Below are 26297 nucleotides of genomic sequence, written 5' to 3'. Positions count from 1 at the left end.
AACTGAAAATCGGGAGTGGCCAAGATACAACGCCCAGCTCCCTCTGATGAAACTCTATTTCCCTTGAAAAAACCCGATACTTTTCTCAAGCCCCCGGGCATGCTCTGCCAGCTCTTGTGCGGCGCTGCTAAGTGAATCGGCATCGCTGGCATTGGCCTGGGTTCCCTCAGTCAGCTGCTCTACCGAATTGGTAATGCTATCAATTCCCAGCGCCTGATCCTGAGAAGCAAATGAGATCTCCTTAATCAGTAAAGAGGTTTTACGAATTGCCGGAACAATATCTTCAAGAAGCAATCCTGCCGCCTCGGCCTGCCCCACACTATTGGCGGCCAAATCACTAATTTCCTGAGCCGCCCGCTGACAGCGCTCAGCCAGTTTTCTAACTTCGGATGCCACCACAGCAAAACCTTTGCCATTTTCACCCGCTCTGGCAGCTTCAATAGCAGCATTTAGCGCCAGTAAATTGGTCTGATAGGCAATATCATCAATAACTCCAATTTTTCTGGCGATTTGCCGCATTGCATCCACCGTTTGCTTAACTGCATCACCACCTTTTTCTGCATCACTGGCCGCTTGACCGGCCATGCCCTCTGTCATTTTGGCATTTTCACTATTGCGTCCCACCGTGAAGTTAATTTCTTTAAGCGCTTCGCTGGTGTTTTCAATGCTAACCATTTGCTCGGATGAGTTTTGCGATAAACGTTGTGCCGCCGCATTAACCTGCTCCGAGGTAATCGCCAACACCCCCGATGCCGTCCTAATACCGCCAATTACTTTGCGAAACCGCTGATTCATTCCATCCAGAGCCCCCAGCAGGCTCTGACTGTGACTCACACTAAATTGTGCATTCAAGTTTCCAGCAGCAATTTCCTGCACAATCTGCAAAGCCACCCTCGGCTCGCACCCCAATAGCCGTATCAGGTGGTAATACATCCAGGTCAGCACAAACAATAAACCAAGGCCGAATAAAAAAATCATCGCCAGCAGCACTTGCAGATAAAACAGCTCATTTTGCTCTGCATCAATAGCGGTCACTAACGTTCTTTTTCCCAGTAGTACAAAAAAATCATCAACCGGGCGCATTATCTGAGCCTTGTACTGGTGATACGCATCGCCGAATATCAGATTAGCCGCGAGTTTTAGATCTGGTTCACCCACTTTAGTAAAGCCCCCCGCCTCATCAGCAAAACGCCCTTTCACCGCGTTCATAGCAATAGTTTCACTTTTAACCAGGCCATCGGAATTAGCCTGTGCTTCTTTCAGTTTGGCAAACTCTGCCTCTGTAAAACCGGCCTGCTTCATTAATTCCTGCAATGCAATTTGCTGACCATCGGGCCGGGGTGAGTGATCACTGACCGCCTTGAAATCCCAATAAATACGCTGATACTCCTGAGGCCTGGGTTTTTTTCCATTACGTATATCAAGAACATCCTGGTATTGCCTTTCATACTTGTCATCTCCGGTAATGACATAACTGCGCGCCAGACGAGTCAGATCATCCGAGCTTTGCCTAAGCTCATCAGCAAGCAGATAAGAGTTATAGCGCTGCAGCTCCGCCTGGCTATGCGTGTCAGCACTATCCCTTAGCAAAATCACGACACAGACCAATAACACCAGCGTCAGCACTACGAATACACCCAGCACCAGAAACATACTTTTTACACTACGCATACAGTGAGCCCCATTAACTACATTGCTTTACATAAGAATAGGATAGCTTTGTATTAAGAATACTAATAAATATCCTTAATAGAGCCTGTTGATGTTTTATTCACGGCTGCGTGCGGGAGCTTTTCCCTGCCCGGTAATGAAACTGGGTTCAAATGAATAGAAAGCTTAAACAGAAATGATCTGCGGCCAGCAAAGCAAACCCAGATACCGGCAAAGGTAAACCAGGCATTGAGCACGATAAAACTGTGTCCAGTGCACATCCTCACCGCTTTCTGGCTTAAAATAGACCCTTTGCTTTTAGCCGAAACCATTACGATGAAAATCGCCCTTGCCCAGCTCAACTCCATCGTCGGCGATCTTGCCGGCAACACGAACAAAATATTCGCCGCCGCCGCCGAGGCTAAGGCCAAGGGCGCTGATATTTTGCTCACACCTGAGCTTGCGTTAAGCGGCTATCCGCCTGAAGACCTGCTGCTACGCCCGGCTTTTTTAGCCGAATGTGCCCTCTGCGTTGGCCGCTTTATTGATGAGCTGGACGGCATTACGCTGGTGCTGGGCTACCCGCGTGCCAGTGGGGACGAGCGTTTTAACAGTGCGATCGTGATTCGGGATGGCAATGTATTAGGCCGCTACGACAAACTACTACTGCCCAATGATCAGGTTTTTGATGAAGTGCGCTACTTCTCTCCCGGCTATTCACCTTTTGTGTTCGAGCAGAATGGCATACAGATTGGCTTAGCCATTTGTGAAGATATCTGGGATATCGAGCCTGCCTCCGCAGCAGATGACGAAGGCGCTGAATTACTACTTATTCTGAATGCATCGCCCTACAACCAGGCCAAACAATCCACCCGCCGCGAAGTAGTCGGCCAGCGTGTGGATGAAACAGGCATAGCAATGGTGTATTGCAATATGGTGGGCGGGCAGGACGAGCTGATTTTTGACGGACAGTCTTTTGCGCTAAATAAATCAGGCGAGCTTGTCGCCCAGCTGCCCGCATTTAGCGAGCAAGTGGCCATCGTTGAATATCAAAAAGGCGATCTGCAAACCGCTGAAATCACCCCGGATTTAAGCGACGAAGCCAGCGCCTACCAGGCTCTCGTTTTAGGGGTGCAGGACTATATCGGCAAAAACCGCTTCCCCGGCGTGCTCTTGGGTTTATCTGGCGGCATTGATTCTGCACTCACGCTTGCTATTGCTGTAGATGCACTAGGGGCAGATAAGGTGCATGCAGTCATGATGCCTTCCCGCTACACCGCAGATATCAGCGTGAATGACTCGCGCGAGATGATTAAGATACTGGGCTGCAAGTATTCAGAAATCGAAATCTGGCCGATCTACGAGGCCTTTATGCATGGCCTATCAGGTGAGTTTGAAGGTCTGGCGGCAGACACCACCGAAGAAAATCTGCAAGCTCGCGCCCGTGGCACACTTTTGATGGCGCTATCGAACAAATCAGGCAAACTGGTGCTCACTACAGGCAATAAATCCGAAATGACAACCGGTTACGCTACGCTCTATGGCGATATGGCAGGCGGCTTTGCGGTGCTTAAAGACGTAGCAAAAACACTGGTATATCAATTATCCAGCTGGCGTAATACGCAAGGAATGGTGATTCCGGAGCGGATTATCACCCGCCCGCCATCAGCGGAGCTGCGTCCGGATCAAACCGATCAGGATTCATTACCTGCATATGAAATTCTGGATGCCATTTTGCAAGCCTATGTGGAAGAAAACCTGAGCCGCACCGAGATTATTGCCAAAGGCTTTGCCAAGGCCGATGTGGATCGCGTGGTGCATTTACTCACCATCAATGAATACAAGCGCCGCCAGGCACCGGTGGGCCCGCGCATTACCCACCGCGCTTTTGGCAAAGACTGGCGCATGCCGATTACTAACCGTTTTTCGATGTAAGGGTAAATTGGGGAGCGGGGAGTTGCAGCTCGACTTTTAACTCTCCGCTCCCGACTCACCACTCTCGACGCTCTTCTCCCGATCATCGGACAAATCATGCTCAAGCTCGATCGCTACGCCCGCATTGCCAGCTACTTTATCATTGTGCTGTTTCTGCTATTAGTCATGGTTAATCACCTGCTCCCTGCCTTACTAATTGGTCTTTTAGTCTACGAATTGGTCGCCCAGGCAGCACAGGCCCCTTTTATTTCACGCCTGGCACCACAGCGGGCCAAACCAGTTGCACTGATCATTTTCTCTGCAGTGATCATTTCAATTCTGGTTTTGATGGGTTTCAGCCTTGCTTCGGTGTTTCATGGTGAATCAGCTTCCATGCCCAGCATCATGCGTAAATCAGGAGAAATCGCCGAAGCACTACACCACGAGCTGGCCAACTGGCTGCCCGCCTGGATGCTTGAGAGCCTGCCGCAAGATGTTAGCGCCTGGAAAACAGCCTTCTATCAATGGTCGGATAAACATCTCGCCCAGCTGCAGCAGATTGGCGCACGCACCGGCCATACGCTGGCACAGATGCTCATTGCGATGGTAATTGGTGCAATGCTGTCCTTGCATCACAACAATACAGATAAAGCCCCCTTGCTTGATGCGCTGCAAACACGTTGTTTGCGTTTGGCCAATTCTTTCCGGCAAATTGTTTTTGCCCAGATTCGTATTTCGGCCCTCAATACTTTTTTTACCCTGATTTACCTGGTTGTAGTTTTACCCGCTCTCGGAGTTTCGCTGCCGCTCACCAAAACCTTAATTGTAATTACCTTTCTGGCAGGTTTATTACCAGTCATTGGCAATCTGATTTCCAATGCTGCAATTGTTGCCGTCAGCATGAGTGTTTCACCCTCTGTCGCAGCTGGCTCACTGGCCTTTTTAGTGATTATTCATAAATTTGAGTACTTTCTGAATGCACGTATTGTGGGCGGCCGTATTCATGCATTTGCCTGGGAACTTTTACTCGCCATGCTGTTAATGGAAGCTATTTTTGGTTTGCCCGGTCTTGTCGCGGCCCCCATTTTCTATGCCTATTTAAAGCAGGAACTGAAAGCGGCCGGATTGATTTAATTCATAGTAATAAATAAGACGACTCATTTGTAATGCAATTCGTCAGAGGCAAAACTCATTTTGTACCTTTGGCGTTATATGAATAAATCACCAGGCTTTGAATCACTTCTTCGCGTTTGAAAATATAAAGAGCCAAAACCAGTTAACGGCTCTTTTTCAAGCTGCCATACCAAGATACGATAGCGTTTTTTTGCGCTGAATAACCCATTCGTGGCACTTTAGCCAGACAGCTTATTTGTTAGGCAGCACCGGTTTGTATCTCTGCTGACACAGACTTCAAGCCCGCCAGCGCTTCAGACCTGATCACTAACCGCCTCAAGCTGGCGCAGAAAATCAAGCGACCATTGCAAACCATATTCTTCATTTGCCAAATGAATAAGTGGTGCCAAGCCGGTTAATAAGGCAGGAAGATGGGGGCGCACCTCATCTTTATTGCCCTTATGCAGCATTAGCAGAGCATCTGCCAAAGACAATAGGGGCATGCGGCTTACACTCTCATTGGGCATCAAAATGCGCCCTTCGCCAACCGAGCCATAAAGACGTGTCATTGCCTTACTGAATAAAGCCGGGGCCAGATGCGTATCATCGTGCCAGGAATTAGCAACAGCAACACTGGCGCTGACCTCTAAACGCTCATCACGAAAATTAATCCGCGCAGCCGATACGCACTGCCTTAAACGCTCGGCCATCACACGTACTTCACCCAGCGAAGTACCGGGGGCTACAATCGCAAACTGGGGGCCTTCCACATGAGCGATCGTATCTTCGCGGCGCAATTTTGCTGCCAGTAGTTTTGCCAGCAAACTAAGCATCTGATTTGCCAGCCGCTCACCCAGCTTTTGCTCTAATAGCTGGTAATGATCAATCTCCAGCAATAACAAAGTCACCTCAGAGTTATGGCGCAGTGCATAAGCCATGGATTGCTCCATCTGCAGCATCAGCAAATGTGAGCTTGCTACCCCTGTTGTATTGTCTCTGGATGCCAGCTGTGCTTGTTCTGTGCGTGCAATAGTCAGCTCACGCAGCATTTCGGCCAGCTGGATATTAGCGGCCACCCGTGCCAGCATTTCACTTCTGTCAGTTGATTTGGTAATAAAATCGTTGGCGCCACATTCAACGCACTTCTGTTTGGTAGCGTCGTCTTCTTCACCAGAAATAATAATCACGGGTAATAAATAAAGGCGGCCATCCCCGGTTCCCCGCACGCGGGCCAAAAGACCTAGCCCGTCGAGCTCCGGCATGCTTAAATCAGAAATAAGCAGCTGGATCGTTTCATCGGCAAGCAGCTTTTTCCAGCCGTCTTCGCCATTAACTGCTTCGGCCACGTCATAGCTGGCGGCAAGCTGCTTCCTGATTGTCGCCCGCACGATACGGGAATCATCAACAACAAGAATTCGGGGTAAATAAAGTTGTTCTGAATCCGGTTGCGACATCAGATCACGCTCGCCTTGCATCGTTGATAAAATTTAGCATAAACACATCAGCTCTGCCGATATACGGTCAATTAAGCAACGATAAATCCAATAATATTCAAGCACCCCACCGGTTTTAAGAGAGGCATAATAAAGAGACAAACCGGGCGTGTGACTTATTGCAGCTTTTTCATTTGCCAGCAGCAAACCATCTCTAAAACACATAAAATTATTAAATCGCCCCTCAATTCTCACGCAAGCATCGCATTTATCAAACAGCCAGCCCGTATATGGAGCGAGCTTTATGTCCAATCATTTGCAGCTTCAATTAAGCATTGCCCCACTTTCCTGCATTGAGGCTCGACGCTGCCTTGCTCATCTTGTGCGGGAAGGTATTGTAACGCTGTGGCAGGATCAGCGCCCATTAGGTAATCACACTTGCTTACTTAATTTAAGGGCAGAATGCACCAGCGCTGAAAGCCCAGAATGGCTAAGCGAGCGCTTAGCCGCAACGATCTGGAAAGAAATTGGCCGGTTTGTGCGCCTGACCTGCCTCATTGATACAGAGACAGCAGAGTATCTCTTTAGCTTTGAAGAGCCGGATTACCAGCGACTGATGCCTGCATTTCGGCTCAGAATGCCACCTTTACGCCGCTAAGTAACAAGGCAAACAAAAACCCCAGCCTTGGCTGGGGTTTTCTTCACTCGAACATCTACAGAATTAGGCCATCGCCTTGATTGCTGCAGATAGACGGCTCTTATGACGCGCTGCCTTGTTCTTGTGGAAGATTTCTTTATCAGCAATACGGTCAATGATACTGACGGACTGTTGGAAGACAGTCTGAGCCGCAGCTTTATCACCTGCTTCCACAGCCTTCAGCACCTTTTTGATCGCGGTGCGGAAAGCGGAACGCTGGCTGGTATTGTGCTGGCGGGCTTTCTCAGCCTGACGTGCACGCTTGCGAGCTTGGGCACTGTTAGCCATGTTTTGAAACTCCTGACGGGCTTGCCCAAAAAGCGGGCTAATTCGGAAACCGGCGATGATAGCGCCACTTTTACGTTCTGGCAAGCAATGATCAACTTAGATTGTGTTTAAGCGCTGAAAAAACCTTATTTTTCCCATAAATTCAATGCATCACACCCTCGCTTGCTACAGGAAGAAGATACGGCCTTATAATTGCCCCCTCACTACTCAGACCCTCTGGTATGAATCTTCTTAAAACGCTGGCCGCAGTCAGCTCAATGACACTGCTCTCCCGTATTCTGGGCTTTGTTCGCGATACCATTATCGCCCATGTATTTGGCGCAGGTGCTGCCACCGATGTCTTTTTTACCGCATTTAAACTGCCCAATATGCTACGGCGCATTTTTGCAGAAGGTGCTTTTTCACAAGCCTTTGTTCCTACGCTGGCAGAATATAAGACACGCAAAGGAGAGGAAGCGACCAAAGAATTTATCGCCAAAATTGCGGGTATGCTGACCCTGGTTCTGGTTTTAGTTACGCTACTCGGCGTTTTAGCCGCCCCGGCGATTATTTATTTTTCGGCGGCAGGTTTTGCCAAAGACCCGGATAAATTCAATCTGGCCGTTGAACTGCTCCGCTATATGTTTCCCTATATCCTGCTGATTTCTCTATCGTCTTTAGCCGGCAGTATTCTTAATACCTATAACCGTTTTTCTGTCCCAGCCTTCGTTCCCACTCTTTTAAATATCTCATTTATTACCTGCGCACTATGGCTGGCCCCGCTGATGGATCGCCCTATTTTTGCGCTCGCCATTGCGGTGCTGATAGGTGGTGTGGCCCAGCTTTGCTATCAATTGCCACACTTAGCCAAGCTAGGCATGCTGATGTGGCCCAGGCTGGATGTCAAAGATGAAGGGGTATGGCGGGTGATCAAGCAAATGGGGCCCGCTATTTTTGGTGTATCGGTTGCGCAGATCAGCCTGATTATTAACTCCAACCTGGCCTCTTTCCTGGCATCCGGCAGCGTTTCATGGATTTACTATGCCGACCGTTTGATGGAATTCCCAACCGGCGTACTTGGCGTTGCCCTGGGGACAATTCTGCTACCCAGCCTGGCCCGCAGCCATGCAAGTGGTGACCAGCCCGGCTACGACCGCCTGCTGGATTGGGGCCTGCGCCTGTGTATCATGCTCTGCCTGCCCGCTACCGTAGCTTTAGCCATCCTGGCCGAGCCTTTAGTACTCACTCTGTTTCAGGGTGGCAAATTTTCTATGCACGATGCCTTAATGACCCAGCAAGCGCTGGTGGGCTACAGCGTGGGCCTGATCGGGCTGATCCTGATTAAGATCCTCGCACCTGCGTTTTATGCAAGGCAAGATATTAAAACCGTAGTGCGTATCGGCATTATCACGCTTTTCGTCACACTAGCGATCAACCTGATCTTCTTATATACCCTGCCTTTCAAGCACGCAGGGCTCACACTGGGGATGAGCCTGGGCGCATGCCTGAACGCAGGCTTGCTATACCGCACGCTACGTTTACGGGGCTATTACACCCCACAGGCGGCCTGGAAGGGCTTTATGCTGCGCATCGTACTGGGGGTTGCCACCATGAGCGCCCTGCTCTTTGTGCTGCTGCACTTTATGCCAGCCTTTGCCGGGATGCATAAGCTGGTCAGAGTAGGCTGGCTCAGCGTCTTAGTGGCCTCGGGGGCAAGTGCTTATTTTGCAGCGCTATTTGCCTTGGGCTTTAGACCAAAAGACTTCTCACGTAAGGCGATTGCGGATTAACTGAACGGTATGCTGTGAAAACCCAAATCTTAAACTACGGAGAACAGGGAGTTTCACGGAGAAAAACAGAGTTTGACTTAAGTTTTGAGTATTTTAAAACTCAGTCATTTGAATTCATGGAGCAGCTAGTAGCACGGGGCTTCAATCCCCCCTTGAAGCACGCCGAAGCGAGGAATAAGCGGCTCGGGGTTTCGGAAAAGGGGTAGCGGGCTTGCTCCCGAGCAGCCTCAACGCCGAGCCGATTATCCGCAGTGAGGGGCCTTCGTGCTTTTGAGGTTGTGGCTTGGCTTCGTTTCTTGGCCGTACAAGAAAGGAAGGCCCCGCGGTGGCCACCGCTCCAAAATCAACGTGCCGAAGGCACTAAAAAGAAAATTGCTGCCTAACGTCAGTTACAAATAAAAAAACCCACGAATCGCTTCATGGGTTTTTTATTGGATCTTAGCTAAAAATTACAGCACTTTAGCAATCGCATCCGCGACGTAATCAATGTTTTTAGTATTGAGTGCAGCCAGGCAAATACGGCCAGTTGAAACAGCGTAAATACCGTATTCGTCTTTTAACACTTCTACCTGAGCTGCTGTCAGGCCGGTATAAGAGAACATACCGCGCTGAGCAGCTACAAAGCTAAAGTCCTGCGCCACGCCACGCTCAGCCAGTTTGGCCACCAGGCTGGTACGCATGGCGCGGATGCGATCACGCATACCGGCCAGTTCGTCTTCCCACTGCTGACGCAATTCCGGGTTCGCCAGTACTGCAGCTACCACAGCACCACCGTGAATCGGCGGGTTGGAATAATTGGTACGAATCACGCGTTTCAGCTGGCTTAATACCCGGCCCGCTTCCTCACGGCTTGCTGTCACGATGGACAAAGCACCTACGCGCTCGCCATACATCGAGAAGCTCTTGGAGAAAGAGCTGGAAACAAAGAATTGCAGGCCAGAAGCAGAGAATAAACGCACAGCAACTGCATCTGCATCGATACCATCAGCAAAGCCCTGATAAGCCATATCGAGGAAGGGAACCAAGTTGCGTTCACGGCAGGCTTCAACCACTTCGGCCCACTGTGCATCGCTCATATCTGCGCCGGTCGGGTTATGGCAACAGGCATGCAGGATAATGATGGAGCCCGCTGGCAGGCCAAGCAGAGCCGCTTTCATGGCGGTGAAATTCACGCCGCGAGTTGCTACATCATAGTAAGGGTAGTTTTCTACCTTAAAACCCGCTGATTCAAACAGTGCACGGTGGTTTTCCCAGCTTGGATCACTGATATAAACACTGGCATCTGCATTGAGACGCTTTAAGAAATCAGCGCCGATTTTCAAAGCGCCCGTGCCACCCAATGCTTCTGCAGTCACAACACGGCCTGATGAAACCAGCTCGCTGTCAGCACCAAACACCAGATTTTGTACGGCCTGATTGTATGCACCCAAGCCTTCGATGGCTTGATAACCACGTGGTGGCTGAGCATCCATACGGGTTTTTTCTGCCGCTTTTACCGCAGCCAGCAATGGGATCTTGCCATTGTCATCGTAATACACACCCACACCCAGATTAACCTTACCAGCACGTGTATCGGCATTGAAGGCTTCATTAAGACCCAGAATCGGGTCACGAGGTGCCATTTCTACTGCGGTGAAAATCGAGGATGTCATCCTGGTACTCCAGCAAAAGTAATTGGGAAAGGCGTGAAAGCGGTCTGGCCCTCCAAACCGCATGATGACAATAAGGAAGCAAGACTGCTGGCAATGCACTAAAGGCACATTTTACAACTGGCAATTTTAGCATGGGCAGACATAAACACGGCCTTTTCCTTGTAAGCTCATGCGCGTTGCTCTCACCAATCTTTACCTGTCTTGCCGACCATCACGTGTGGCTTTTATGCAGGACAAAGCGAGCCGATTGGCCCGCTTTTTATAAAATAAACAAATCAACTTACAATTAATAACCAGTCAAAGGCTCAACCAGCTTCACAACCTGACGCACACCCGATACACGGCTAGCCGCACGGGCTGCTGATTCCGAAATATCAGGCCTGCTAACCCCCATCAGATAAACCACACTACGCTCCGTGACCACTTGCAAGTGAACCGCATCAGTATCACTGGCGCCCGCCAGCAAGGCTGTTTTCACCCTGGCGGTCAGTTGTGTGTCGTATAGGCGATTAGCTGCTGTAGAAGGCACTGAAACCACGGTTTCGTTGTAAATCTTGCGCGCCCTCGATTGACGCTGCGCAATTTCAAACGCTCTTACCTTGGCAGCCTCATCTGGCACCTCGCCAGTCAATAACACGACCCCATTAAAAGTAGAAACATTGATATGGGCTTTTTCTTTCCATGCATCAATCAGATCACTGCTGATTTTTGCACCTAAATCAAAGTCTGTTTTAATCACTTCCGATTTACGCGGATCCGACCCAACCATCGCCCCCACCGCTACACCACCCACCAATAAAACCGGCACGCAGGCAGATAAGGATGCCGCTAGCCCCAAGGCGAGTAATGTATTTTTTAACCTCATCATTCACCACCTAGCAGCATAAAATCAACCGCATCGCACAAAGCATGAATCATGGTGATATGCACTTCCTGAATCCGTGCCGTACGCTGTACCGGCACACACAGATGCACATCGTCACCCGACAATATCTCCCCAATCTGCCCGCCATCCCGCCCGGTAAAGGCAATCACGTTCATTTGCCTGTCATGCGCCGCATGAATCGCTGAAATCACATTGGCCGAATTACCCGATGTAGAAATCGCAATCAGTAAGTCGCCCGGGCGGCCCAAGGCGTGCACCTGCTTGGAGAAAACCAGATCATAATCATAATCATTGGCAATTGCGGTAATCGCCGAAGTATCCGTCGATAGAGCCACCGCGGCCAGCCCAGGGCGTTCGCGCTCGAAGCGCCCCACCATTTCTGCAGCAAAGTGCTGTGCATCCGCTGCCGAGCCACCATTGCCGCAGGTTAAAATTTTGCCGTCCGAGATAAAGGTTTGCACCATTTTCTCGGCACCAATGCGAATCCCCGGAGATAGCAGCTCCATCGCCATTTGTTTGGCATCAATGCTATCCAGAAAATGCTGTCGAATACGTTGTGCTAAATCCATTTTTATCCCTCAGTGGCATCTATACAGTTTTTGAGCCAGTTGATTGTTTCCCCTTCAAAGCAAATTGCATCGAAGCGGCAAGGTGGTAAAGGAGAAACATTTATCAGGTAATATTGCGCTGTTGCCCGCAGTTTAGCGCGTTTCGCCGGGCTTATGCTGGCAGCTGCCCCGCCAAAGCGCGCATTACGACGCTGCCGGACTTCCACAAATACTAAGGTATTACCATCCTTAGCGAGTATGTCAATTTCACCACAGCGGCATTGCCAGTTGCGTGCAACAATTTTTAGGCCCTGCTGCTGCAAAAAAATTACAGCTGCATTTTCGGCAGCAAGGCCTAAAGTATTCATGGAGCAGGAGTTACCGGAGCGCTTTCTTCTGTGCTGCTAAAAGAATTCGGCGTAAGTGTCCGCTCGATTAATCCATCGCTCCCCATGCTGATATGTCCACTAAGGCCATCAAAATCAACCTCTGCCCTGTTATTTAATAAAACAGCCAGCTTCCATGCATCTACACCCAGCGCAAATAAACGCTCGACATCATTTGACTTCGAGCGAGTCCGGTTAAGTAAAGCGTATTCACTATCTGCCGGTTGTAAAATCCACGGAGCTTCCAAATACCGTATGCCGTTCATATCAACGCGGGCTGTCTTGCTCATGGCTCCCGGATTAATCTGACTGGTTGCATAAACGGGTCGTTCATTCCCCACAAATGGGCGGGAAACCTGTGTTTGCCTTGAGCCAGCGGCAAAAAAGACTGAGTCATGCTCGCCATCTTTCAGCTGCGCACGTAAAGCCTGTGCCTGGCTGCGTGCATCTTTCAGCGTAAAAATAACGGGCTGCGTACCGCTCGCCTCTTTCCAGCTATCTACAAAACCCTGCACCATTCTGCCCGATAAGGGACTGTCACCCTGTAAAACCAGAGGCATCCGTAAACCTTCATCAAACATCTGTCTGGCAATCTGCTGTGCCTCCTGCTCGATAGATAAGGAAAAACTATAAAGCTGGGCACGATGCAATGTTTTTTCATCGAAAGAATTCAAAGCAATCACCGGAATATCAAAATCTCCCACATCGGCCAGATAATTAATTGAGGGCTTGGTTAATGGCCCAATCACCGCCACAGCCCCCTGCTGACGCAACTGCTGAAACTGCTCGAACACCTCAGCCGGCACATCATCGGTGTCAAAAATCCTCACGCCGGGTAAATCAGCATTACCATTGTTTTTTTCCGCAGCCAGCACCCCGGCCTTGATCGCATCCACTGCAGGGCGCATTACCTTACTCTTGCCTGGTAACAATACCGCAATGAAACCACCACGCGGTGCCGGCCTAGAGTCTGCCGCAGGTAACGTGGGCAAAACCTGCACTGCACTTAGCTCAGTTGCAGGTACTTGTGCAGCAACCGTAAACGCAGGTTTTGCTGCTACAGGTGCGGAAACAGGTGCCGCAGCACAGCCTGCTATGGCAGTAAGCAGTACAGCACCGTATAGTACTACCCCTAGCGCACTGCGCCATTCCGAAGCAAAAAGGAGAGCCTTGGCGTGCATACAGAATCCAATCCTATTATTAAGTCCGCATTATATGTGGTAGCCACCCCAATCGGTAACCTTAACGACATGACGCCCCGCGCCATTGCCGCACTAAAAGGCGCCGATGTGATCGCGGCCGAAGATACCCGCGTCACCGGGATGCTGCTTAAACATTTTAATATTTCAACCCCCATGGTGTCTTTGCGTGAGCACAACGAACACAGCATGGCGGAAAAACTCGTTGCCCGCATGCTCTCTGGTGAAACCATCGCTCAAGTATCAGACGCCGGAACACCTGCCGTATCAGACCCGGGCGCTCTGCTTGCCGCAGCAGCACATGCAGCAGGTTGCAAGATTATCCCTGTTCCCGGCGCTTCTGCACTCACCACGGCATTATCTGCCAGTGGTTTTAATTGCCCGCATGCCTTGTTTTATGGTTTTTTACCCCCCAAAACCAAGCAGCGCTGTGATGCGCTGACCGAACTAAAAGAGCAAAACTTTATCAGCGTCTTTTATGAGGCACCACATCGTATTGTTGATTGCTTAAATGATATGGCCAGCGTATTTGGGCCAGAGCGTGAAGCCGTGCTCTGCCGCGAAATCACCAAAACCTTTGAAACCATACGCCGCCTGCCGCTTGGCGAGCTGGCAGCATGGGTCGCCAGCGATAGCAATCAGGAACGAGGCGAATCGGTAGTGGTAGTGAATGCAGCACCCCGCGCAGAAAAAACCGATGGGGCCGATTACGACAGTATCTTATTACCTTTGATTGCCGAGCTACCGCTCAAGCAAGCCGTGGCACTGGCCGTGTCTATCACTGGAGCCCCTAAAAATGCACTGTATGAACGCGCTTTAACACTCAAAAAAGAAACACAACTCTAACCAAAGAAGGGCGCAAGGTTTACTGACCCATGGACCCAAGAGCACGATCTTTGCTCCGCTGAATGAGTAAACCCGCAAACCTTCTATAAAAAAAACAACCTTAAATAACAGTAATTTATGTAACACCCCGGAAAATATCCGCAATTGACGACAGATAGTACTTGCCAAGCAGTGGTGTCTTCTACATAATTCGGCTCCTGCACTGAACGAGCCCGGGTGGCGAAATTGGTAGACGCAGGGGACTCAAAATCCCCCGCCGCAAGGTGTGTCGGTTCGAGTCCGACCCCGGGCACCACTCGTTAAGCACTGATAAAAAAAGGATTTCATGGCATCAGCCTGAAGTCCTTTTTTTCGCCTGACAATTGCACATCAAAAAACGCAGCCCCTCAAATAATCCCCTTTAGCTCAAAGCCTCAATCCATGCTCTTGCCGCATGAGACAGATAAACATCTTTGCGCCAGCCCAGCGCAATTCGCCAGGGGATTTCTGGCTCACTTAAGGCTGCAATCACACAACGGCCAGCCGGAATACGGCGGGCGACGGATTCAGGCAGCAGTGCCACCCCCAGGCCACTTTCGACCAAAGCCACCATAAACTCCCATTGCCCGCTTCGCCCCGCAATTTGAGGGCTAAAGCCCTGAGCCTGGCAAGCAGCCAGCACTCTGTCATTTAACGAATAAGAAGCGCTATAAAGCACAAAATGCTCCGTACTCAGCTCAATCAGGCGCACGGCAGATCTCCCCTGCCATCTGGATGTAGCAGCAGCCACTAAAACCAAACGATCATCTGATAGAGGTAATGTTTCAAAACGGTTTTCGTCCACAGGCAGCAACAAACCGCCAATCTCCAGCTCCCCCTCATCCAGCGCGGCTTCGATGGCTTTACCACCTTCTTCACGCAGGCTCAGCTCGATCTGAGGATAAAGACGTTTGAAATGAGCAATCAGTGGTATAAATAACATACCAGCCAGAGGCGGCACGCCAAGCGCCAATTCACCCACCGCCATGGCATTTAAGTCGGACAGCTCGGCTTGCAGACGTGCCTCTGCTGCCAGCACTTCCTGGCCACGTTTGAGCACCACCCGGCCCGCATCGGTTAAATGAAAACGACGATACTCACGCAGCAAGAGCGGAGTGCCCAACTCATCTTCCAGGTTTTTCACCATTTTGCTAATCGTAGGCTGAGTCACATTCAATGCTTTTGCAGCAGCCGTAAAGCTTTGCAAATTCACAACTTCAATAAAATAACGCAGCGCTTTAATATCCATGACACATGCCAGATTGGAATGGATTCTATAATAATAATTCATTTCAGCTATTTATCTATAAGGCGTAAAATTCAAGGCCGATCATAAGGAGTTCCAGGTAGTGCCCAAGAAGCTGTTTTCCTTTTTTCGCGTACTCGCCCAGATTGGCCTTTTGATTGCCGTCTGGCTAGCATCCGACTGGTTTGTGCGTCGTACTGGCCTGCCGGTGCCAGGCGGCGTGCTGGGCCTGGGCATTGTCTTTGTACTGCTGCTTTTAGGTGTCCCGCTAAACTGGGTCAAAGATGGAGCCCAGAGGCTTCTGGCTGAAATGCTGCTATTTTTTGTACCTGCAGTCGTCGCAATGATTAAGTACAAAGCACTTTTTATCAGTGAAGGCTGGCAATTATTGGTGGTAATTTTCCTCGGCACGGCACTGGTCATGTGTGTAACAGCGCTCGTGGTCGATCGCTTTTTTAAAATTGAACATCGGCTGCGGCTGGCCAAAAGCAGAAAACGATCAGCATCATGACAAGCTCCACTCTCGCCCTTATCTGCCTGGTGCTTACGATTAGTGCCTATGCACTGGCTAAGTTCTTGTATGCACGCCATCAGCGCTGGTGGCTGGCACCGCTGGTACTGACGCCAGTGCTGCTAGTGGCTTTTATGCTACTGACGCAGACCCCCTATGAAACGTATTACTCCGATACCCGCTGGCTGCTATGGCTGCTTGGCCCTGCCACGGTCGCTTTTGCCGTACCCTTGTATGAATACCGTGCCCTGATGATCAAGCACTGGCTGGCTTTATCTGCGGGTGTCATTGCTGGCTGCATCACAGCGCTACTGAGCTGTGTTTTGCTCGCCAAATTATTTCATTTATCACCCGAACTAACCCGCAGCCTTTTACCCAGATCCATCTCCACGCCGTTTGCACTGGCGGTATCGGACACCTGGGGCGGATCACACGAGCTGACCGCTTTATTTGTGGTGATTACCGGTTTAATGGGAATGCTGTTTGGCGAGCTGATGCTGGTGCTGTTGCCGCTGCGCTCCAGACTGGCACGCGGTGCTTTGTTTGGTGCTGCGGCCCATGCAGTTGGCACGGCAAAAGCAAGAGAGATTGGTAATGAAGAAGGTGTGGTTGCCTGCATCACCATGATGGTTTCCGGTGTAGTAATGGTATTGATTGCCCCCTTGCTAACGCCCTTTTTTGCCTGAAAAAACGGCACGAAAAATACAAAAAAACCGAGCCCGTTTTACGGATACAGAAGGTATTTATCTACGCCTTCTACATAGCATCATTAATATGGCATTATTTTCATTCAATGAATAATCAGTACTTAAATCACACCCAATCCCTCAGCCCGGTATCATTAAGCCGCCATAACTTAACGTTAAACACCTGCCCTTAATAACGGACAAAAAAAATCAATCCTTTGCCAGAGTCCATACTATTGCCATCAATATTAATAACTGCAAAGCGGGTTTGCCGGGTTAAATCAGATCCATTATTACACCACTTTAAAAAATGATTTCTTATGCCAAAGACACAGAAAAATGCGCAATGGAAGCTGCTGCGGGGTATCACCCGACAACTTGAAGCAGATATGCTGGAAGGCTGCTTATTTCAAACATCATTTAATAAATTCTGATTTATTTAACTTTATCATTCCTGCAAAGACATGAATCCGGCATGGCGATAAAATCACCGATCAAATACTTTGAAACGTCTATTAAATCGAAACACTCCTAAAAATAGACAATAAATTCAATCCATTAAGAAATAATTACCTATCAAACCTCTTTTACTTCCAGTAAAAGCAATACAGCCTGCATTACATCTCATAAAATGTGCCCGCGTTTGTTATAAGGCAGCTTACCTCTGTATTTATTTTCTACTTCATTAATAATCTGGACAGGAATCAAACGAATCAATGTTGTTTAATAAGAAGCCCGGCCAGTATGCAATTATCATAACAATTTTGACTTGCAGTTTAAGTGCATGTGACGACAGCAGCATGGCACAGATCGAAAAAATCGCTCATAGCCAGGAAGCCAAAACACTGGCCAGGCTGGGTGAGATAATGATTGATAAAGCACTCAATCAGAAAGACGAAGCAGAGCACGACAATGCCCCGGATAAACCGGTTGAGTTAGTCACGGGCCGTACCGCCACCGGCCAGCGGGATTTTAACCGTGCCAAGCAGGTGCTACCCGATGTATTTCGCGGCATGGAAAGCGATTTCTACTGCGGCTGTGCCTACAAAGGCAAAGAAATCGATTTAGCCAGCTGTGGTTATTCCCCCAGAAAGAGCGAAACACGCGCCTCACGCCTTGAGTGGGAGCACGTGGTTCCGGCCTGGGTATTAGGCCATCAACGCCAATGCTGGCAAAACGGCGGGCGCAAAAACTGTAGTGATAATGATCCACAATTTAAAAGCGCCGAAGGCAATCTGGTGAACCTGGTTCCCTCGGTGGGTGAAGTCAATGGCGATCGCAGCAACTTCGCCTATAGCGCATGGACCAGTAAGCCCGAACCCATGTACGGCCAGTGCAAAACCATTGTTGATTTCAAAAACAAGAAAGCCCAGCCAAGAGAAGAAGTACGCGGCCGCATTGCCCGCATCCACTTTTATATGTACGAGCGCTATGAGCTCAAGCTATCCAGGCAAGACCAGCGACTGATGTGCGCGTGGGCAAAAACCTATCCGGTAGATGATTGGGAAATCAAACGGGATCAGCGGATTGTGAAGCTACAAGGCGATGGCAATCATTTTGTAAGCGAAAGAAAAACAGCTACTTTCTGCACCTAAACAAAGTGAAAAGATAAATTTCACAGCTGGGCTGCAAAATTTACCCATAACAAGCAAGAGCCAATCTATTGCTGACGCCTTACAAATAGATCATTATATCTGGGGCTTCAAGCGGTAGTTGTTTATACAAAGCTGTACGCTAACTCACTAAGGTGTAAGTAAAACCTCTATTAGAAGCAGCAAGGCCCCATGTTTGGACGTCATGCTTGTGACAGCTTTGATAATAATCTTTGCATTTGGCGCATTGCTGCCAGTAATAGACTTAGTAAACGAAAGGAATAGCCTAAGCGTTGCCTGAGTGCAAAACCCCGCTTTAAATATCAAAAAAACTCTCGGAAGAAAATATGAAACTCTTGCTGCAATACTTGTTATTGGTCTTCATCTCTGTCGGCGCAATCGCTGCAGATTTTAGTTATAACGGGGTCAAACCGGCCGTGATTATTGATGTGCGTACACCTGCGGAGTTTGCTGCAGGGCATATTGATGGCGCGATAAATATTCCTCACGAACAAATTACCGAAGGGATTCAATCAATCGGGGCAGCAACAAAAGAGAGCCCGATTCTGATCTATTGTTACAGCGGTCGCCGGGCGGCCATCGCAGTCACGGCACTTGAACAGCTTGGCTTTCAACAACTTTATAATGGTGGCGGCATGACAGAGCTGCAGACCAAACTGCAGCCTTGCACAGCAACATCCTGCTAATACTGATTTAAAACGCATTCCGTGTGAAATAAAATTCACACGGTTTCGGTTTCAGTCAATACTCATAAAAAAAGTCTATTGATCAATAGTCGTATATCGCCCGATATAATTACACCGTACTAACACCAACAAATATTGTAATATGGACATAGCAGTCCCGTCCGCTACCGTACTTAGCAGCGGAGAAGCCTTCGCGCAGAATTAAGCCACAACTGTCCTGCTCTTACGCCCTGTGCGGCTGAAGCTGGCGGCTTTTACAGCCCCATCTGCTGCAAAGGGCTCGGTATAAAGCGCCGATTGCACATTGGGCTCACTGCCATCCACGGTATAACGCAGTGCCAAACCCGGCGCGGATACATTCAGTGCAACCTTGCCATCCACACGCTGCACGCCCGGCAAGGGAATACGGTAGCCGTAACCTCCGACAAAACCATCCAGACGCGGCATATCGCGCTGCCCCAGGCGGTTTGCAAACTGGTTCCAATCAGCATCCATTTTTGCTGCCTGTTCGGCTTTATCGCCGATCTTGGTCCAACCCGGATCAGCCGCCCAGGCACGCTCTGCCAGTGCAATCACTCGTGGCATTGCAAGATATTCCACCCGCTTTTGGCTACGCGCATTTTCGCCCCAAAGCTGGCCCTGAATACCCAAGATATTTCTAGTACCCTCAGGCGTTAGGCGCTGCATTTTGGCAAGGCTATCTGCATTGAGCGGATTGCCAAATAGGTCAACCGTAGCGGTAGTGTAAATATCCAGCGGGCAGAACTCATAGGCGCCGCGCGTTTCAATAAAGCCCCCCCAGTAATAGCCCGGCTCTTGCGGATCTTTGGCGTAGGACAAATCGAAATACAAGTTGGTCACATTGGACAGCACCACCTGATAGCCCGCATTGGCCAGCTGATAGGCAAAGTCTTCCTGCCCCCAGCCCCAGACATTATTCCAGACATAGGGCTGGAATTTGGCGTCCACAAATTCCGGGTTCGGGCCATGCTTGCCATCTTGCTTGGATAAAGCAATCTCTTCCCAGCCGCCAAAGACCAGATTGTGCTTTTGCAACAGGATGCGATAACGCGCCAGAAAGTAATTTTGTAAGTCCTGAATCGAAGTAATGCCCTGTTCTTGCATAAAAGCCTGACAAACCGGAGAAGCTTCCCAGGCACCATGCGGCACTTCATCGCCACCGGTATGCATAGTAGTCAGTGGCGCGCCCGCCTCGGCAAACATCGCCTTCATCTCCACGAGAACCGTTTCAATAAAGCGGTAACAAGATTCCAGACCGATACACATCACATTATCATGCCACAGCTGCACCGATTCATATTTAGATTGGTCGTTAAAATCGCTGAGCAGATATTCTTCTGCGCCAGCCAGATTGCCAGCGGCCTTTAAGCGCTTATAACGCAATTCCATCGCCTTGATCGCAGCGCGGGCGTGGCCGGGCACGTCGATTTCTGGGATCACTTCGATATGGCGGGCGGTAGCAAATTGCAAAATCTCGATAAACTCGGCACGGGTATAAAAACCTGTGCCCGACGAGCCCTGCACCACTGCTCCAGAGCCAAAACTTGGCAGCAGGCTGCTTTCTTCATCAGGGCTAAAGCCGCGCAAAGAGCCGATTTCGGTAAGCTCAGGCAAAGAGGGGATCTCTAAGCGCCAGCCTTCATCGTCAGTTAAATGAAAGTGAAATTTATTGAGTTTATATAAGGCCATGCAGTCTAAAAGACGCAACACTGTTTCTTTACTAGAGAAATTGCGACCCACATCCAAATGCATGCCACGGTAAGCAAATCGCGGCGCATCCAGCACATAGCCGAAAGGCACGGCCAAGCTAGCCTGCGGATTAAGATAACTTTCTAATGGTAATAACTGACGCAAAGATTGAATACCGTTCATCACGCCAGCCGCACTGACGCCGCTAATCACAATGCCTGAGGCACTAATTTCTAAGCGGTAAGCCTCTAGCGGCGCACCACTTTGCGCCACATCAAGTGCTGCAATTTGCAAAGTAATACCTGCACCACGGCTGGCTCTTTGTAATTCCACACCCGAGACATCGCGCAAAGCAGCACGCAAAAACGCCGCTTCTTTAGCCAGCGCCTCACCATGCACAATCAAAGTTGCCGCCGTAATCAGGTACTGACCTGCATCCCAGCGCGCCTCTATCGGTGTTGGCGTGATTTTGCCTACTGCATCGGCAGGCAATAGCGTGAGCGCCTGGTTCTCAGCAAAACGTAATGCAGACGTCATCAAAGGCACGACATCCGCTAAATTACGATTACATTGCTCAGGGCGGCTGAAAGGCACGATCTGTGGATCACCAATCGCATCGGCCACCGTATTGTCATAAACAATATAAAAACCCAGCGGTGCATCGGTTTCGTTAATCACCCAGAAGATCCCCTGGTAACGAACCACCATCGAAGCGCCCGCAGCCAGGCCCGCAAAATCCGCAGCTGGAATAAAGCGTGAAACGTCGCCATTTATGTGCTCCACCACCACACCACCCTGCACAGTTTCTGGCTTAATCTTACGGCAGGTATTGAAGTAAATCGCCCAATCCTGCCCGCTTAAAGCGACATCTGACAGATTAGTAATCGTCAGCTCGGCTAAAAAGTGATCACCCCCGTAATGATTAGTCAGGCATTCCCACTTCAGCTGTAATTGTGCACCCGCTGGCTGCGTCATCTTCTCTTCCCTTCTCGTTTTTATATTAAAAGCACCACGCTCAAAGGCGCAGCTCGAGTGTAGAAGCAATCAATCACAGAAACCAGCCAGGGGCTTTGCCTGTATTGCGGAATTTAATGGTAACGAGGCTGCGGCCTGCCTGCATAACCTGCGAGCTTGCCAATTAAGCATTTATAATTACAAATCCAGCAAAACAGCGATAGCAAATTACAAAGGTGCCCTTCTTAAAATTAAAAACTTGGATAAATCTAACACACAAAAAATCACCTGGGCATTATTAAAATATTCCGCAAAATTAACGACATAAAAAAGCACAGAAAACACCTTTCACAAGCCAGTATCTCCTGCTAAAAAACCCATATTAGTTCGCGTACTTTGCCGATATTCAAGGCAAAATAAGTCGTTTTTGGGTATCATTGCGACTTCCCGAGGCTTTCCTATCAAAGATCAAAGACATGGCTGACGTTCTCCAATTGCGCGGCGGTACCGCGCTTTCATCTTTCCGGGTCGAAAAATTGACCGGCGCTCTCGCTGCTAAGGGTATTTTTGCGCAGATTTATGCTGAGTATTGGCACTTTGCCGAAATTAGTGCCGAGCTGACGCAGGACGAAAACACCATCCTCAACAAAATTCTGCACTATGGCGAACCTGCTCAGCCTAAGCTTGCCATCGGTAGCCTGATGATGGTATTGCCACGCCTGGGGACTATTTCTCCCTGGTCCTCCAAAGCCACCGATATTGCCCAGCACTGTGGCCTGGATAAGATTGCCCGTATCGAGCGTGGCGTTGTAATTTACGCCAGCAAGGAAGACGGCAGCCCATTGTCAGCAGCGGAACAAAGCTTATTGCTACCCTTGATTCACGACAGAATGACTGAAGAAGTCTTCAGCAGCTTAGAAGCTGGCCGTGAGCTGTTCCGCCACGTTGAGCCTAAACCTTTGCTGACAGTCGATATCCTCGGTGGTGGCAAAGCCGCGCTACTCAAAGCCAACAGCGAATTTGGCCTGGCGCTCAGTGATGATGAAATTGATTACCTGGTAGAAAACTTCAACAAGCTGGGCCGCAATCCAAGCGATGTTGAGCTCACCATGTTTGCGCAGGCCAATTCTGAGCACTGCCGCCACAAGATTTTTAACGCCGATTTTATTATCGATGGCAAAAAACAGGATTACAGCCTGTTTGGCATGATCCGCGAAACGCATAAAACAGCGCCAGCGGGCACCGTTGTGGCTTATTCGGATAATTCCTCGGTGATTGAAGGCGCAGAAATCGGCCGCTTTTATCCGCAGGCCGGTAGTGCCGAATACGCATTCAGTACCGAACAAACGCATATTCTGATGAAGGTGGAAACACATAATCACCCAACCGCGATCTCCCCGTTTGCCGGTGCCGCAACCGGCTCGGGTGGCGAGATTCGCGACGAAGGTGCAACCGGCCGTGGCTCCAAGCCCAAAGCAGGCTTGGCGGGCTTTACCGTATCTAACTTAAATATTCCGGGTGCCGAGCAGCCTTGGGAAGTGCAGCCTTATGGCAAGCCGGATCGCATTGCCAGCGCACTGGATATCATGATCGAAGGCCCGATTGGTGCAGCTGCGTTTAATAATGAATTTGGCCGCCCTAATATCTGCGGTTACTTCCGTACCTTTGAAGAAGACCTTGCTGGCTGCCGCCGTGGCTACCATAAGCCCATTATGATTGCTGGTGGTTTAGGCAATATCAGCGCCTTGCATGTTAAAAAAAGTGGCCTGCCGGATGGCTCGCTGCTGATCCAGATCGGCGGCCCCGGCATGCTGATTGGTATGGGCGGCAGCGCGGCTAGTTCAATGACGACTGGCGACAATGCAGCCAATCTGGATTTTGACTCAGTACAACGCGGCAACCCGGAAATCCAGCGCCGTGCGCAGGAAGTGATCGACCGCTGCTGGCAGCTGGGTGCTAATAACCCGGTCTTGTCGATTCACGATGTGGGCGCGGGAGGCATTTCCAATGCCTTCCCGGAGCTGGTGAACGACGCTGGCCAGGGCGCGGTATTTAATCTGCGCAAAGTGAACATCGAAGAAAAAGGCATGGCACCTAAGGAAATCTGGTCGAACGAGAGCCAGGAGCGCTATGTATTAGCAATCGATCCTAAAGATTTACTGGCTTTTGAGGCCATTTGCGAGCGCGAGCGCTGCCCGTTTGCCGTGATTGGCCGTGTGACTGACGAAAAACAACTGGTGCTGGTTGACGATCATTTCGGTAACAAGCCTGTTGATATGCCGATGAATGTCTTACTCGGCAAGCCACCAAAAATGACACGCGACGTGAGCCGTATTACACCAGAACTGACTGCTTTTGATGCATCTGACATAGAGCTGAAAGAAGCCGCTTACCGCGTATTACGTCTGCCATCGGTTGCCGATAAATCTTTCCTGATTAATATTGGCGATCGCACCGTAGGTGGCTTTACCGCACGCGATCAGATGGTTGGCCCCTGGCAGGTTCCCGTGGCCGATGTGGCTGTGACCGCCATGGCTTACGATAGCTATCTGGGCGAGGCCATGGCAATGGGTGAGCGCACCCCGCTGGCACTGATTTCCGGCCCGGCTTCTGGCCGGATGGCCGTAGGTGAAGCGCTGACCAATATTGCGGCTGCGCCAATTCGTCAGCTATCTGATGTTAAGCTTTCTGCCAACTGGATGGCCCCTGCTGGCCATGCTGGCGAAGACGCTAATCTGTATGACACAGTACAAGCGGTTGGCTTAGAGCTGTGCCGCGAGCTGGGCGTGTCGATTCCGGTGGGTAAAGATTCACTTTCCATGAAAACAGTCTGGGATGAAGCTGGGGACGCTAAGCAAGTCGTCGCGCCGCTATCCCTGGTGATTTCTGCCTTTGCACCGGTGACCGATATACGCAAAATACTGACGCCAGAGCTGCAAACTAATGTTGATTCAGACCTGATTCTGATTGATCTGGGCGATGGTAAATGCCGCCTGGGTGGCTCGGCCCTGGCTCAGGTTTATAAGCAGGTTGGCAATACCGCACCTGATATCGTGAATGTACCCCATCTGAAATCCTTCTTTGCTACAGTTCAGCAGCTGAATGCCGAAGGAAAATTACTGGCCTATCATGATCGATCGGATGGCGGCCTGTTTGCCACGGTTGCTGAAATGATGTTTGCCAGCCATGTGGGCGTTACGCTGGAAATCGATGAGCTGTGTATCGAGCGCCGCCGCCGTCAGCGCCAGCAAAATGAATTTACCGCCGAAGATGTGGTTCGCGAAGCCAATGCACGCGTGATGGGCGTGCTGTTTAACGAAGAGCTGGGTGCAGTATTGCAAGTGAAGCGCACTGATACTGCCGCCGTAATTGCCGCCTTTGCTAATGTGGATATCCGCTCCGAGCTGCACGTGATCGGCAGCACCAACCACGATGACAAGCTCAAAATCAAGGCGCGTAATCGCTTGGTACTGGAAGAATCGCGGGTTGATCTGCACAAAGCATGGTCGGAAACCAGCTGGCACATTCAACGCCTGCGGGATAACCCGGCCGGTGCCGATGCCGAATACGCACGCCTTACCGACAAGCACGAGAAAGGCTTGTTTGCCAAGTTAAGCTTTGATCAGAATATCGACATCGCCGCGCCGTATATCGCCACCGGCGTTCGTCCCAAGATAGCCGTACTGCGTGAGCAAGGCGTAAACGGCCATGTAGAAATGGCCGCCGCCTTTACCCGCGCCGGTTTCACCGCCGTTGACGTGCATATGAGCGATGTGATTTCTGGCCGGGTTCAGCTGGCAGACTTCCAGGGTCTGGCCGCTTGCGGTGGCTTTAGCTACGGCGATGTGCTGGGTGCTGGTGAAGGCTGGGCTAAATCGATCTTATTTAATGCATCGGCCCGCGCACAATTTGAAGCCTTCTTTGGCCGCACAGATACCTTTGGTTTGGGTGTGTGTAACGGTTGCCAGATGATGGCGAATCTGTCCGGCATTATCCCGGGAGCCGCGCACTGGCCTAAATTCACTCGCAACCAAAGCGAGCAGTTTGAAGCGCGCTTGGTGATGGCTGAGCTGACTAAATCTCCATCGCTGTTCTTCAGCGAAATGGCCGGCAGCCGTATGCCGGTAGTGGTATCTCACGGCGAAGGCTTTGCCAACTTCAACCAGCAAGGCGACATCAGCAAGGCGCTGGTGGCCATGCGTTATGTGGACAGCCATGGCAAAACCACCGAAGCCTACCCGGCTAATCCAAACGGCAGCCCGCAGGGAATTGCCGGTGTAACCACCGCCGACGGCCGCTTCAGCATCATGATGCCGCACCCGGAACGCGTATTTCGTACCGTACAGAACTCATGGCACCCAAGCGATTGGGCGGAAGACGGCGCATGGATGCGCATGTTCCGCAACGCCCGTCAGTTTGTTGGCTGATCACCCTGCCAACAAAAAAGCCGGCCTGATATGAACTGACCCCAATTAGTTGGACAGTATAAAAG

Annotated in this window: 20 protein-coding genes and 1 tRNA gene; 11 read left to right on the top strand and 10 right to left on the bottom strand. The window is 50.2% G+C overall.

All coding sequences use genetic code 11. The annotated features are described in order from the left end of the window. Positions 1–54: 54 nt before the first annotated feature. A complete protein-coding gene (locus tag EJO50_RS15585; protein ID WP_125975695.1) occupies positions 55–1671 on the bottom strand; it encodes a methyl-accepting chemotaxis protein in 1617 nt (538 codons plus the stop codon). A 228-nt stretch (positions 1672–1899) separates the two neighbouring features. Between EJO50_RS15585 and EJO50_RS15580 the strand changes: the two genes are divergently transcribed. Both EJO50_RS15580 and EJO50_RS15575 read left to right on the top strand, forming a co-directional pair. Continuing rightward, positions 1900–3585, top strand: coding sequence for an NAD+ synthase (locus EJO50_RS15580; protein WP_233702120.1), 1686 nt, complete (start codon positions 1900–1902; stop codon positions 3583–3585). A gap of 96 nt (positions 3586–3681) precedes the next feature. Then, positions 3682–4698: an AI-2E family transporter gene (locus EJO50_RS15575; protein WP_125975693.1), complete on the top strand. Its 1017-nt coding sequence runs from the start codon at positions 3682–3684 to the stop codon at positions 4696–4698. Between the two features lie 293 nt (positions 4699–4991). Here EJO50_RS15575 and EJO50_RS15570 read toward each other — a convergent pair whose 3' ends face one another. Then, positions 4992–6131, bottom strand: a complete 1140-nt coding sequence (locus EJO50_RS15570; protein ID WP_164521528.1) for a GGDEF domain-containing response regulator — start codon at positions 6129–6131, stop codon at positions 4992–4994. A 283-nt stretch (positions 6132–6414) separates the two neighbouring features. On the opposite strand from EJO50_RS15570, the gene EJO50_RS15565 reads away from it, so the two are divergent. After that, positions 6415–6768: a hypothetical protein gene (locus EJO50_RS15565; protein ID WP_125975689.1), complete on the top strand. Its 354-nt coding sequence runs from the start codon at positions 6415–6417 to the stop codon at positions 6766–6768. Positions 6769–6831: 63 nt separating this feature from the next. Here the strand turns inward: EJO50_RS15565 and rpsT are convergent, their stop codons facing one another. Then, positions 6832–7095 carry a 30S ribosomal protein S20 gene (rpsT, locus tag EJO50_RS15560; protein ID WP_099398629.1) on the bottom strand — a complete coding sequence of 88 codons (264 nt, stop codon included), beginning with the start codon at positions 7093–7095 and terminating at the stop codon, positions 6832–6834. 221 nt (positions 7096–7316) lie between these two features. On the opposite strand from rpsT, the gene murJ reads away from it, so the two are divergent. Next, positions 7317–8864, top strand: coding sequence for a murein biosynthesis integral membrane protein MurJ (gene murJ, locus EJO50_RS15555; RefSeq protein ID WP_125975687.1), 1548 nt, complete (start codon positions 7317–7319; stop codon positions 8862–8864). 449 nt (positions 8865–9313) lie between these two features. On the opposite strand, the gene EJO50_RS15550 is transcribed toward murJ, so the two are convergent. From EJO50_RS15550 to EJO50_RS15530, 5 genes are all read right to left on the bottom strand, one after another. Beyond that, the gene (locus EJO50_RS15550; RefSeq protein ID WP_125975685.1) at positions 9314–10516 is read right to left on the bottom strand and encodes an amino acid aminotransferase; all 1203 of its coding nucleotides are present in this window, start codon (positions 10514–10516) and stop codon (positions 9314–9316) included. Between the two features lie 286 nt (positions 10517–10802). Then, the gene (locus EJO50_RS15545; RefSeq protein WP_125975683.1) at positions 10803–11384 is read right to left on the bottom strand and encodes a BON domain-containing protein; all 582 of its coding nucleotides are present in this window, start codon (positions 11382–11384) and stop codon (positions 10803–10805) included. Continuing rightward, the gene (locus tag EJO50_RS15540) at positions 11381–11971 is read right to left on the bottom strand and encodes a phosphoheptose isomerase (protein WP_099398634.1); all 591 of its coding nucleotides are present in this window, start codon (positions 11969–11971) and stop codon (positions 11381–11383) included. The genes EJO50_RS15545 and EJO50_RS15540 overlap by 4 nt, the downstream gene beginning before the upstream one ends. Before the next feature lie 2 nt (positions 11972–11973). Further along, the gene (locus EJO50_RS15535) at positions 11974–12318 is read right to left on the bottom strand and encodes a YraN family protein (protein ID WP_125975681.1); all 345 of its coding nucleotides are present in this window, start codon (positions 12316–12318) and stop codon (positions 11974–11976) included. Then, positions 12315–13517, bottom strand: coding sequence for a penicillin-binding protein activator (locus tag EJO50_RS15530; RefSeq protein WP_125975679.1), 1203 nt, complete (start codon positions 13515–13517; stop codon positions 12315–12317). The genes EJO50_RS15535 and EJO50_RS15530 overlap by 4 nt, the downstream gene beginning before the upstream one ends. A 69-nt stretch (positions 13518–13586) precedes the next feature. Between EJO50_RS15530 and rsmI the strand changes: the two genes are divergently transcribed. After that, positions 13587–14381 carry a 16S rRNA (cytidine(1402)-2'-O)-methyltransferase gene (gene rsmI, locus EJO50_RS15525; protein WP_206434537.1) on the top strand — a complete coding sequence of 265 codons (795 nt, stop codon included), beginning with the start codon at positions 13587–13589 and terminating at the stop codon, positions 14379–14381. A gap of 210 nt (positions 14382–14591) precedes the next feature. Beyond that, a tRNA-Leu gene (locus EJO50_RS15520) sits at positions 14592–14676 on the top strand. Between the two features lie 105 nt (positions 14677–14781). On the opposite strand, the gene EJO50_RS15515 is transcribed toward EJO50_RS15520, so the two are convergent. Continuing rightward, a complete protein-coding gene (locus EJO50_RS15515; RefSeq protein ID WP_164521527.1) occupies positions 14782–15648 on the bottom strand; it encodes a LysR family transcriptional regulator in 867 nt (288 codons plus the stop codon). Positions 15649–15748: 100 nt separating this feature from the next. Between EJO50_RS15515 and EJO50_RS15510 the strand changes: the two genes are divergently transcribed. The 4 genes from EJO50_RS15510 (at position 15749) to EJO50_RS15495 (ending at position 19141) form a co-directional block, all read left to right on the top strand. Next, complete coding sequence (locus EJO50_RS15510) at positions 15749–16156, top strand: CidA/LrgA family protein (RefSeq protein ID WP_125975675.1); 408 nt, start codon at positions 15749–15751, stop codon at positions 16154–16156. Beyond that, on the top strand, positions 16153–16842 hold the full coding sequence (locus EJO50_RS15505) for an LrgB family protein (RefSeq protein WP_125975673.1): 690 nt from the start codon (positions 16153–16155) through the stop codon (positions 16840–16842). The genes EJO50_RS15510 and EJO50_RS15505 overlap by 4 nt, the downstream gene beginning before the upstream one ends. An 800-nt stretch (positions 16843–17642) precedes the next feature. After that, positions 17643–18437: an endonuclease gene (locus tag EJO50_RS15500; protein ID WP_125975671.1), complete on the top strand. Its 795-nt coding sequence runs from the start codon at positions 17643–17645 to the stop codon at positions 18435–18437. 344 nt (positions 18438–18781) lie between these two features. Beyond that, positions 18782–19141, top strand: coding sequence for a rhodanese-like domain-containing protein (locus tag EJO50_RS15495; RefSeq protein WP_125975669.1), 360 nt, complete (start codon positions 18782–18784; stop codon positions 19139–19141). Positions 19142–19342: 201 nt separating this feature from the next. Here EJO50_RS15495 and EJO50_RS15490 read toward each other — a convergent pair whose 3' ends face one another. Beyond that, positions 19343–21826 (bottom strand): family 20 glycosylhydrolase, encoded by a 2484-nt coding sequence (locus EJO50_RS15490; RefSeq protein WP_125975667.1) that lies wholly within the window; start codon positions 21824–21826, stop codon positions 19343–19345. Between the two features lie 455 nt (positions 21827–22281). On the opposite strand from EJO50_RS15490, the gene purL reads away from it, so the two are divergent. Continuing rightward, positions 22282–26232, top strand: a complete 3951-nt coding sequence (gene purL, locus EJO50_RS15485) for a phosphoribosylformylglycinamidine synthase (RefSeq protein ID WP_125975665.1) — start codon at positions 22282–22284, stop codon at positions 26230–26232. Positions 26233–26297 lie beyond the last annotated feature (65 nt).

The sequence above is a fragment of the Iodobacter ciconiae genome (assembly GCF_003952345.1).
Lineage (GTDB): Bacteria > Pseudomonadota > Gammaproteobacteria > Burkholderiales > Chitinibacteraceae > Iodobacter > Iodobacter ciconiae.
Note: the sequence above shows the minus strand (reverse complement) of the source record. Positions and strands in the feature narration are given on the sequence as shown.

What these genes read in the sequence shown, in the direction of transcription:
- EJO50_RS15585 (WP_125975695.1), bottom strand. Translation starts at nt 1,671, where the DNA reads ATGCGTAGTGTAAAAAGTATGTTTCTGGTGCTGGGTGTATTCGTAGTG.
- EJO50_RS15575 (WP_125975693.1), top strand. Translation starts at nt 3,682, where the DNA reads ATGCTCAAGCTCGATCGCTACGCCCGCATTGCCAGCTACTTTATCATT.
- EJO50_RS15570 (WP_164521528.1), bottom strand. Translation starts at nt 6,131, where the DNA reads ATGTCGCAACCGGATTCAGAACAACTTTATTTACCCCGAATTCTTGTT.
- EJO50_RS15565 (WP_125975689.1), top strand. Translation starts at nt 6,415, where the DNA reads ATGTCCAATCATTTGCAGCTTCAATTAAGCATTGCCCCACTTTCCTGC.
- rpsT (WP_099398629.1), bottom strand. Translation starts at nt 7,095, where the DNA reads ATGGCTAACAGTGCCCAAGCTCGCAAGCGTGCACGTCAGGCTGAGAAA.
- murJ (WP_125975687.1), top strand. Translation starts at nt 7,317, where the DNA reads ATGAATCTTCTTAAAACGCTGGCCGCAGTCAGCTCAATGACACTGCTC.
- EJO50_RS15550 (WP_125975685.1), bottom strand. Translation starts at nt 10,516, where the DNA reads ATGACATCCTCGATTTTCACCGCAGTAGAAATGGCACCTCGTGACCCG.
- EJO50_RS15545 (WP_125975683.1), bottom strand. Translation starts at nt 11,384, where the DNA reads ATGATGAGGTTAAAAAATACATTACTCGCCTTGGGGCTAGCGGCATCC.
- EJO50_RS15540 (WP_099398634.1), bottom strand. Translation starts at nt 11,971, where the DNA reads ATGGATTTAGCACAACGTATTCGACAGCATTTTCTGGATAGCATTGAT.
- EJO50_RS15535 (WP_125975681.1), bottom strand. Translation starts at nt 12,318, where the DNA reads ATGAATACTTTAGGCCTTGCTGCCGAAAATGCAGCTGTAATTTTTTTG.
- EJO50_RS15530 (WP_125975679.1), bottom strand. Translation starts at nt 13,517, where the DNA reads ATGCACGCCAAGGCTCTCCTTTTTGCTTCGGAATGGCGCAGTGCGCTA.
- rsmI (WP_206434537.1), top strand. Translation starts at nt 13,587, where the DNA reads ATGACGCCCCGCGCCATTGCCGCACTAAAAGGCGCCGATGTGATCGCG.
- EJO50_RS15515 (WP_164521527.1), bottom strand. Translation starts at nt 15,648, where the DNA reads ATGGATATTAAAGCGCTGCGTTATTTTATTGAAGTTGTGAATTTGCAA.
- EJO50_RS15505 (WP_125975673.1), top strand. Translation starts at nt 16,153, where the DNA reads ATGACAAGCTCCACTCTCGCCCTTATCTGCCTGGTGCTTACGATTAGT.
- EJO50_RS15500 (WP_125975671.1), top strand. Translation starts at nt 17,643, where the DNA reads ATGGCACAGATCGAAAAAATCGCTCATAGCCAGGAAGCCAAAACACTG.
- EJO50_RS15495 (WP_125975669.1), top strand. Translation starts at nt 18,782, where the DNA reads ATGAAACTCTTGCTGCAATACTTGTTATTGGTCTTCATCTCTGTCGGC.
- EJO50_RS15490 (WP_125975667.1), bottom strand. Translation starts at nt 21,826, where the DNA reads ATGACGCAGCCAGCGGGTGCACAATTACAGCTGAAGTGGGAATGCCTG.
- purL (WP_125975665.1), top strand. Translation starts at nt 22,282, where the DNA reads ATGGCTGACGTTCTCCAATTGCGCGGCGGTACCGCGCTTTCATCTTTC.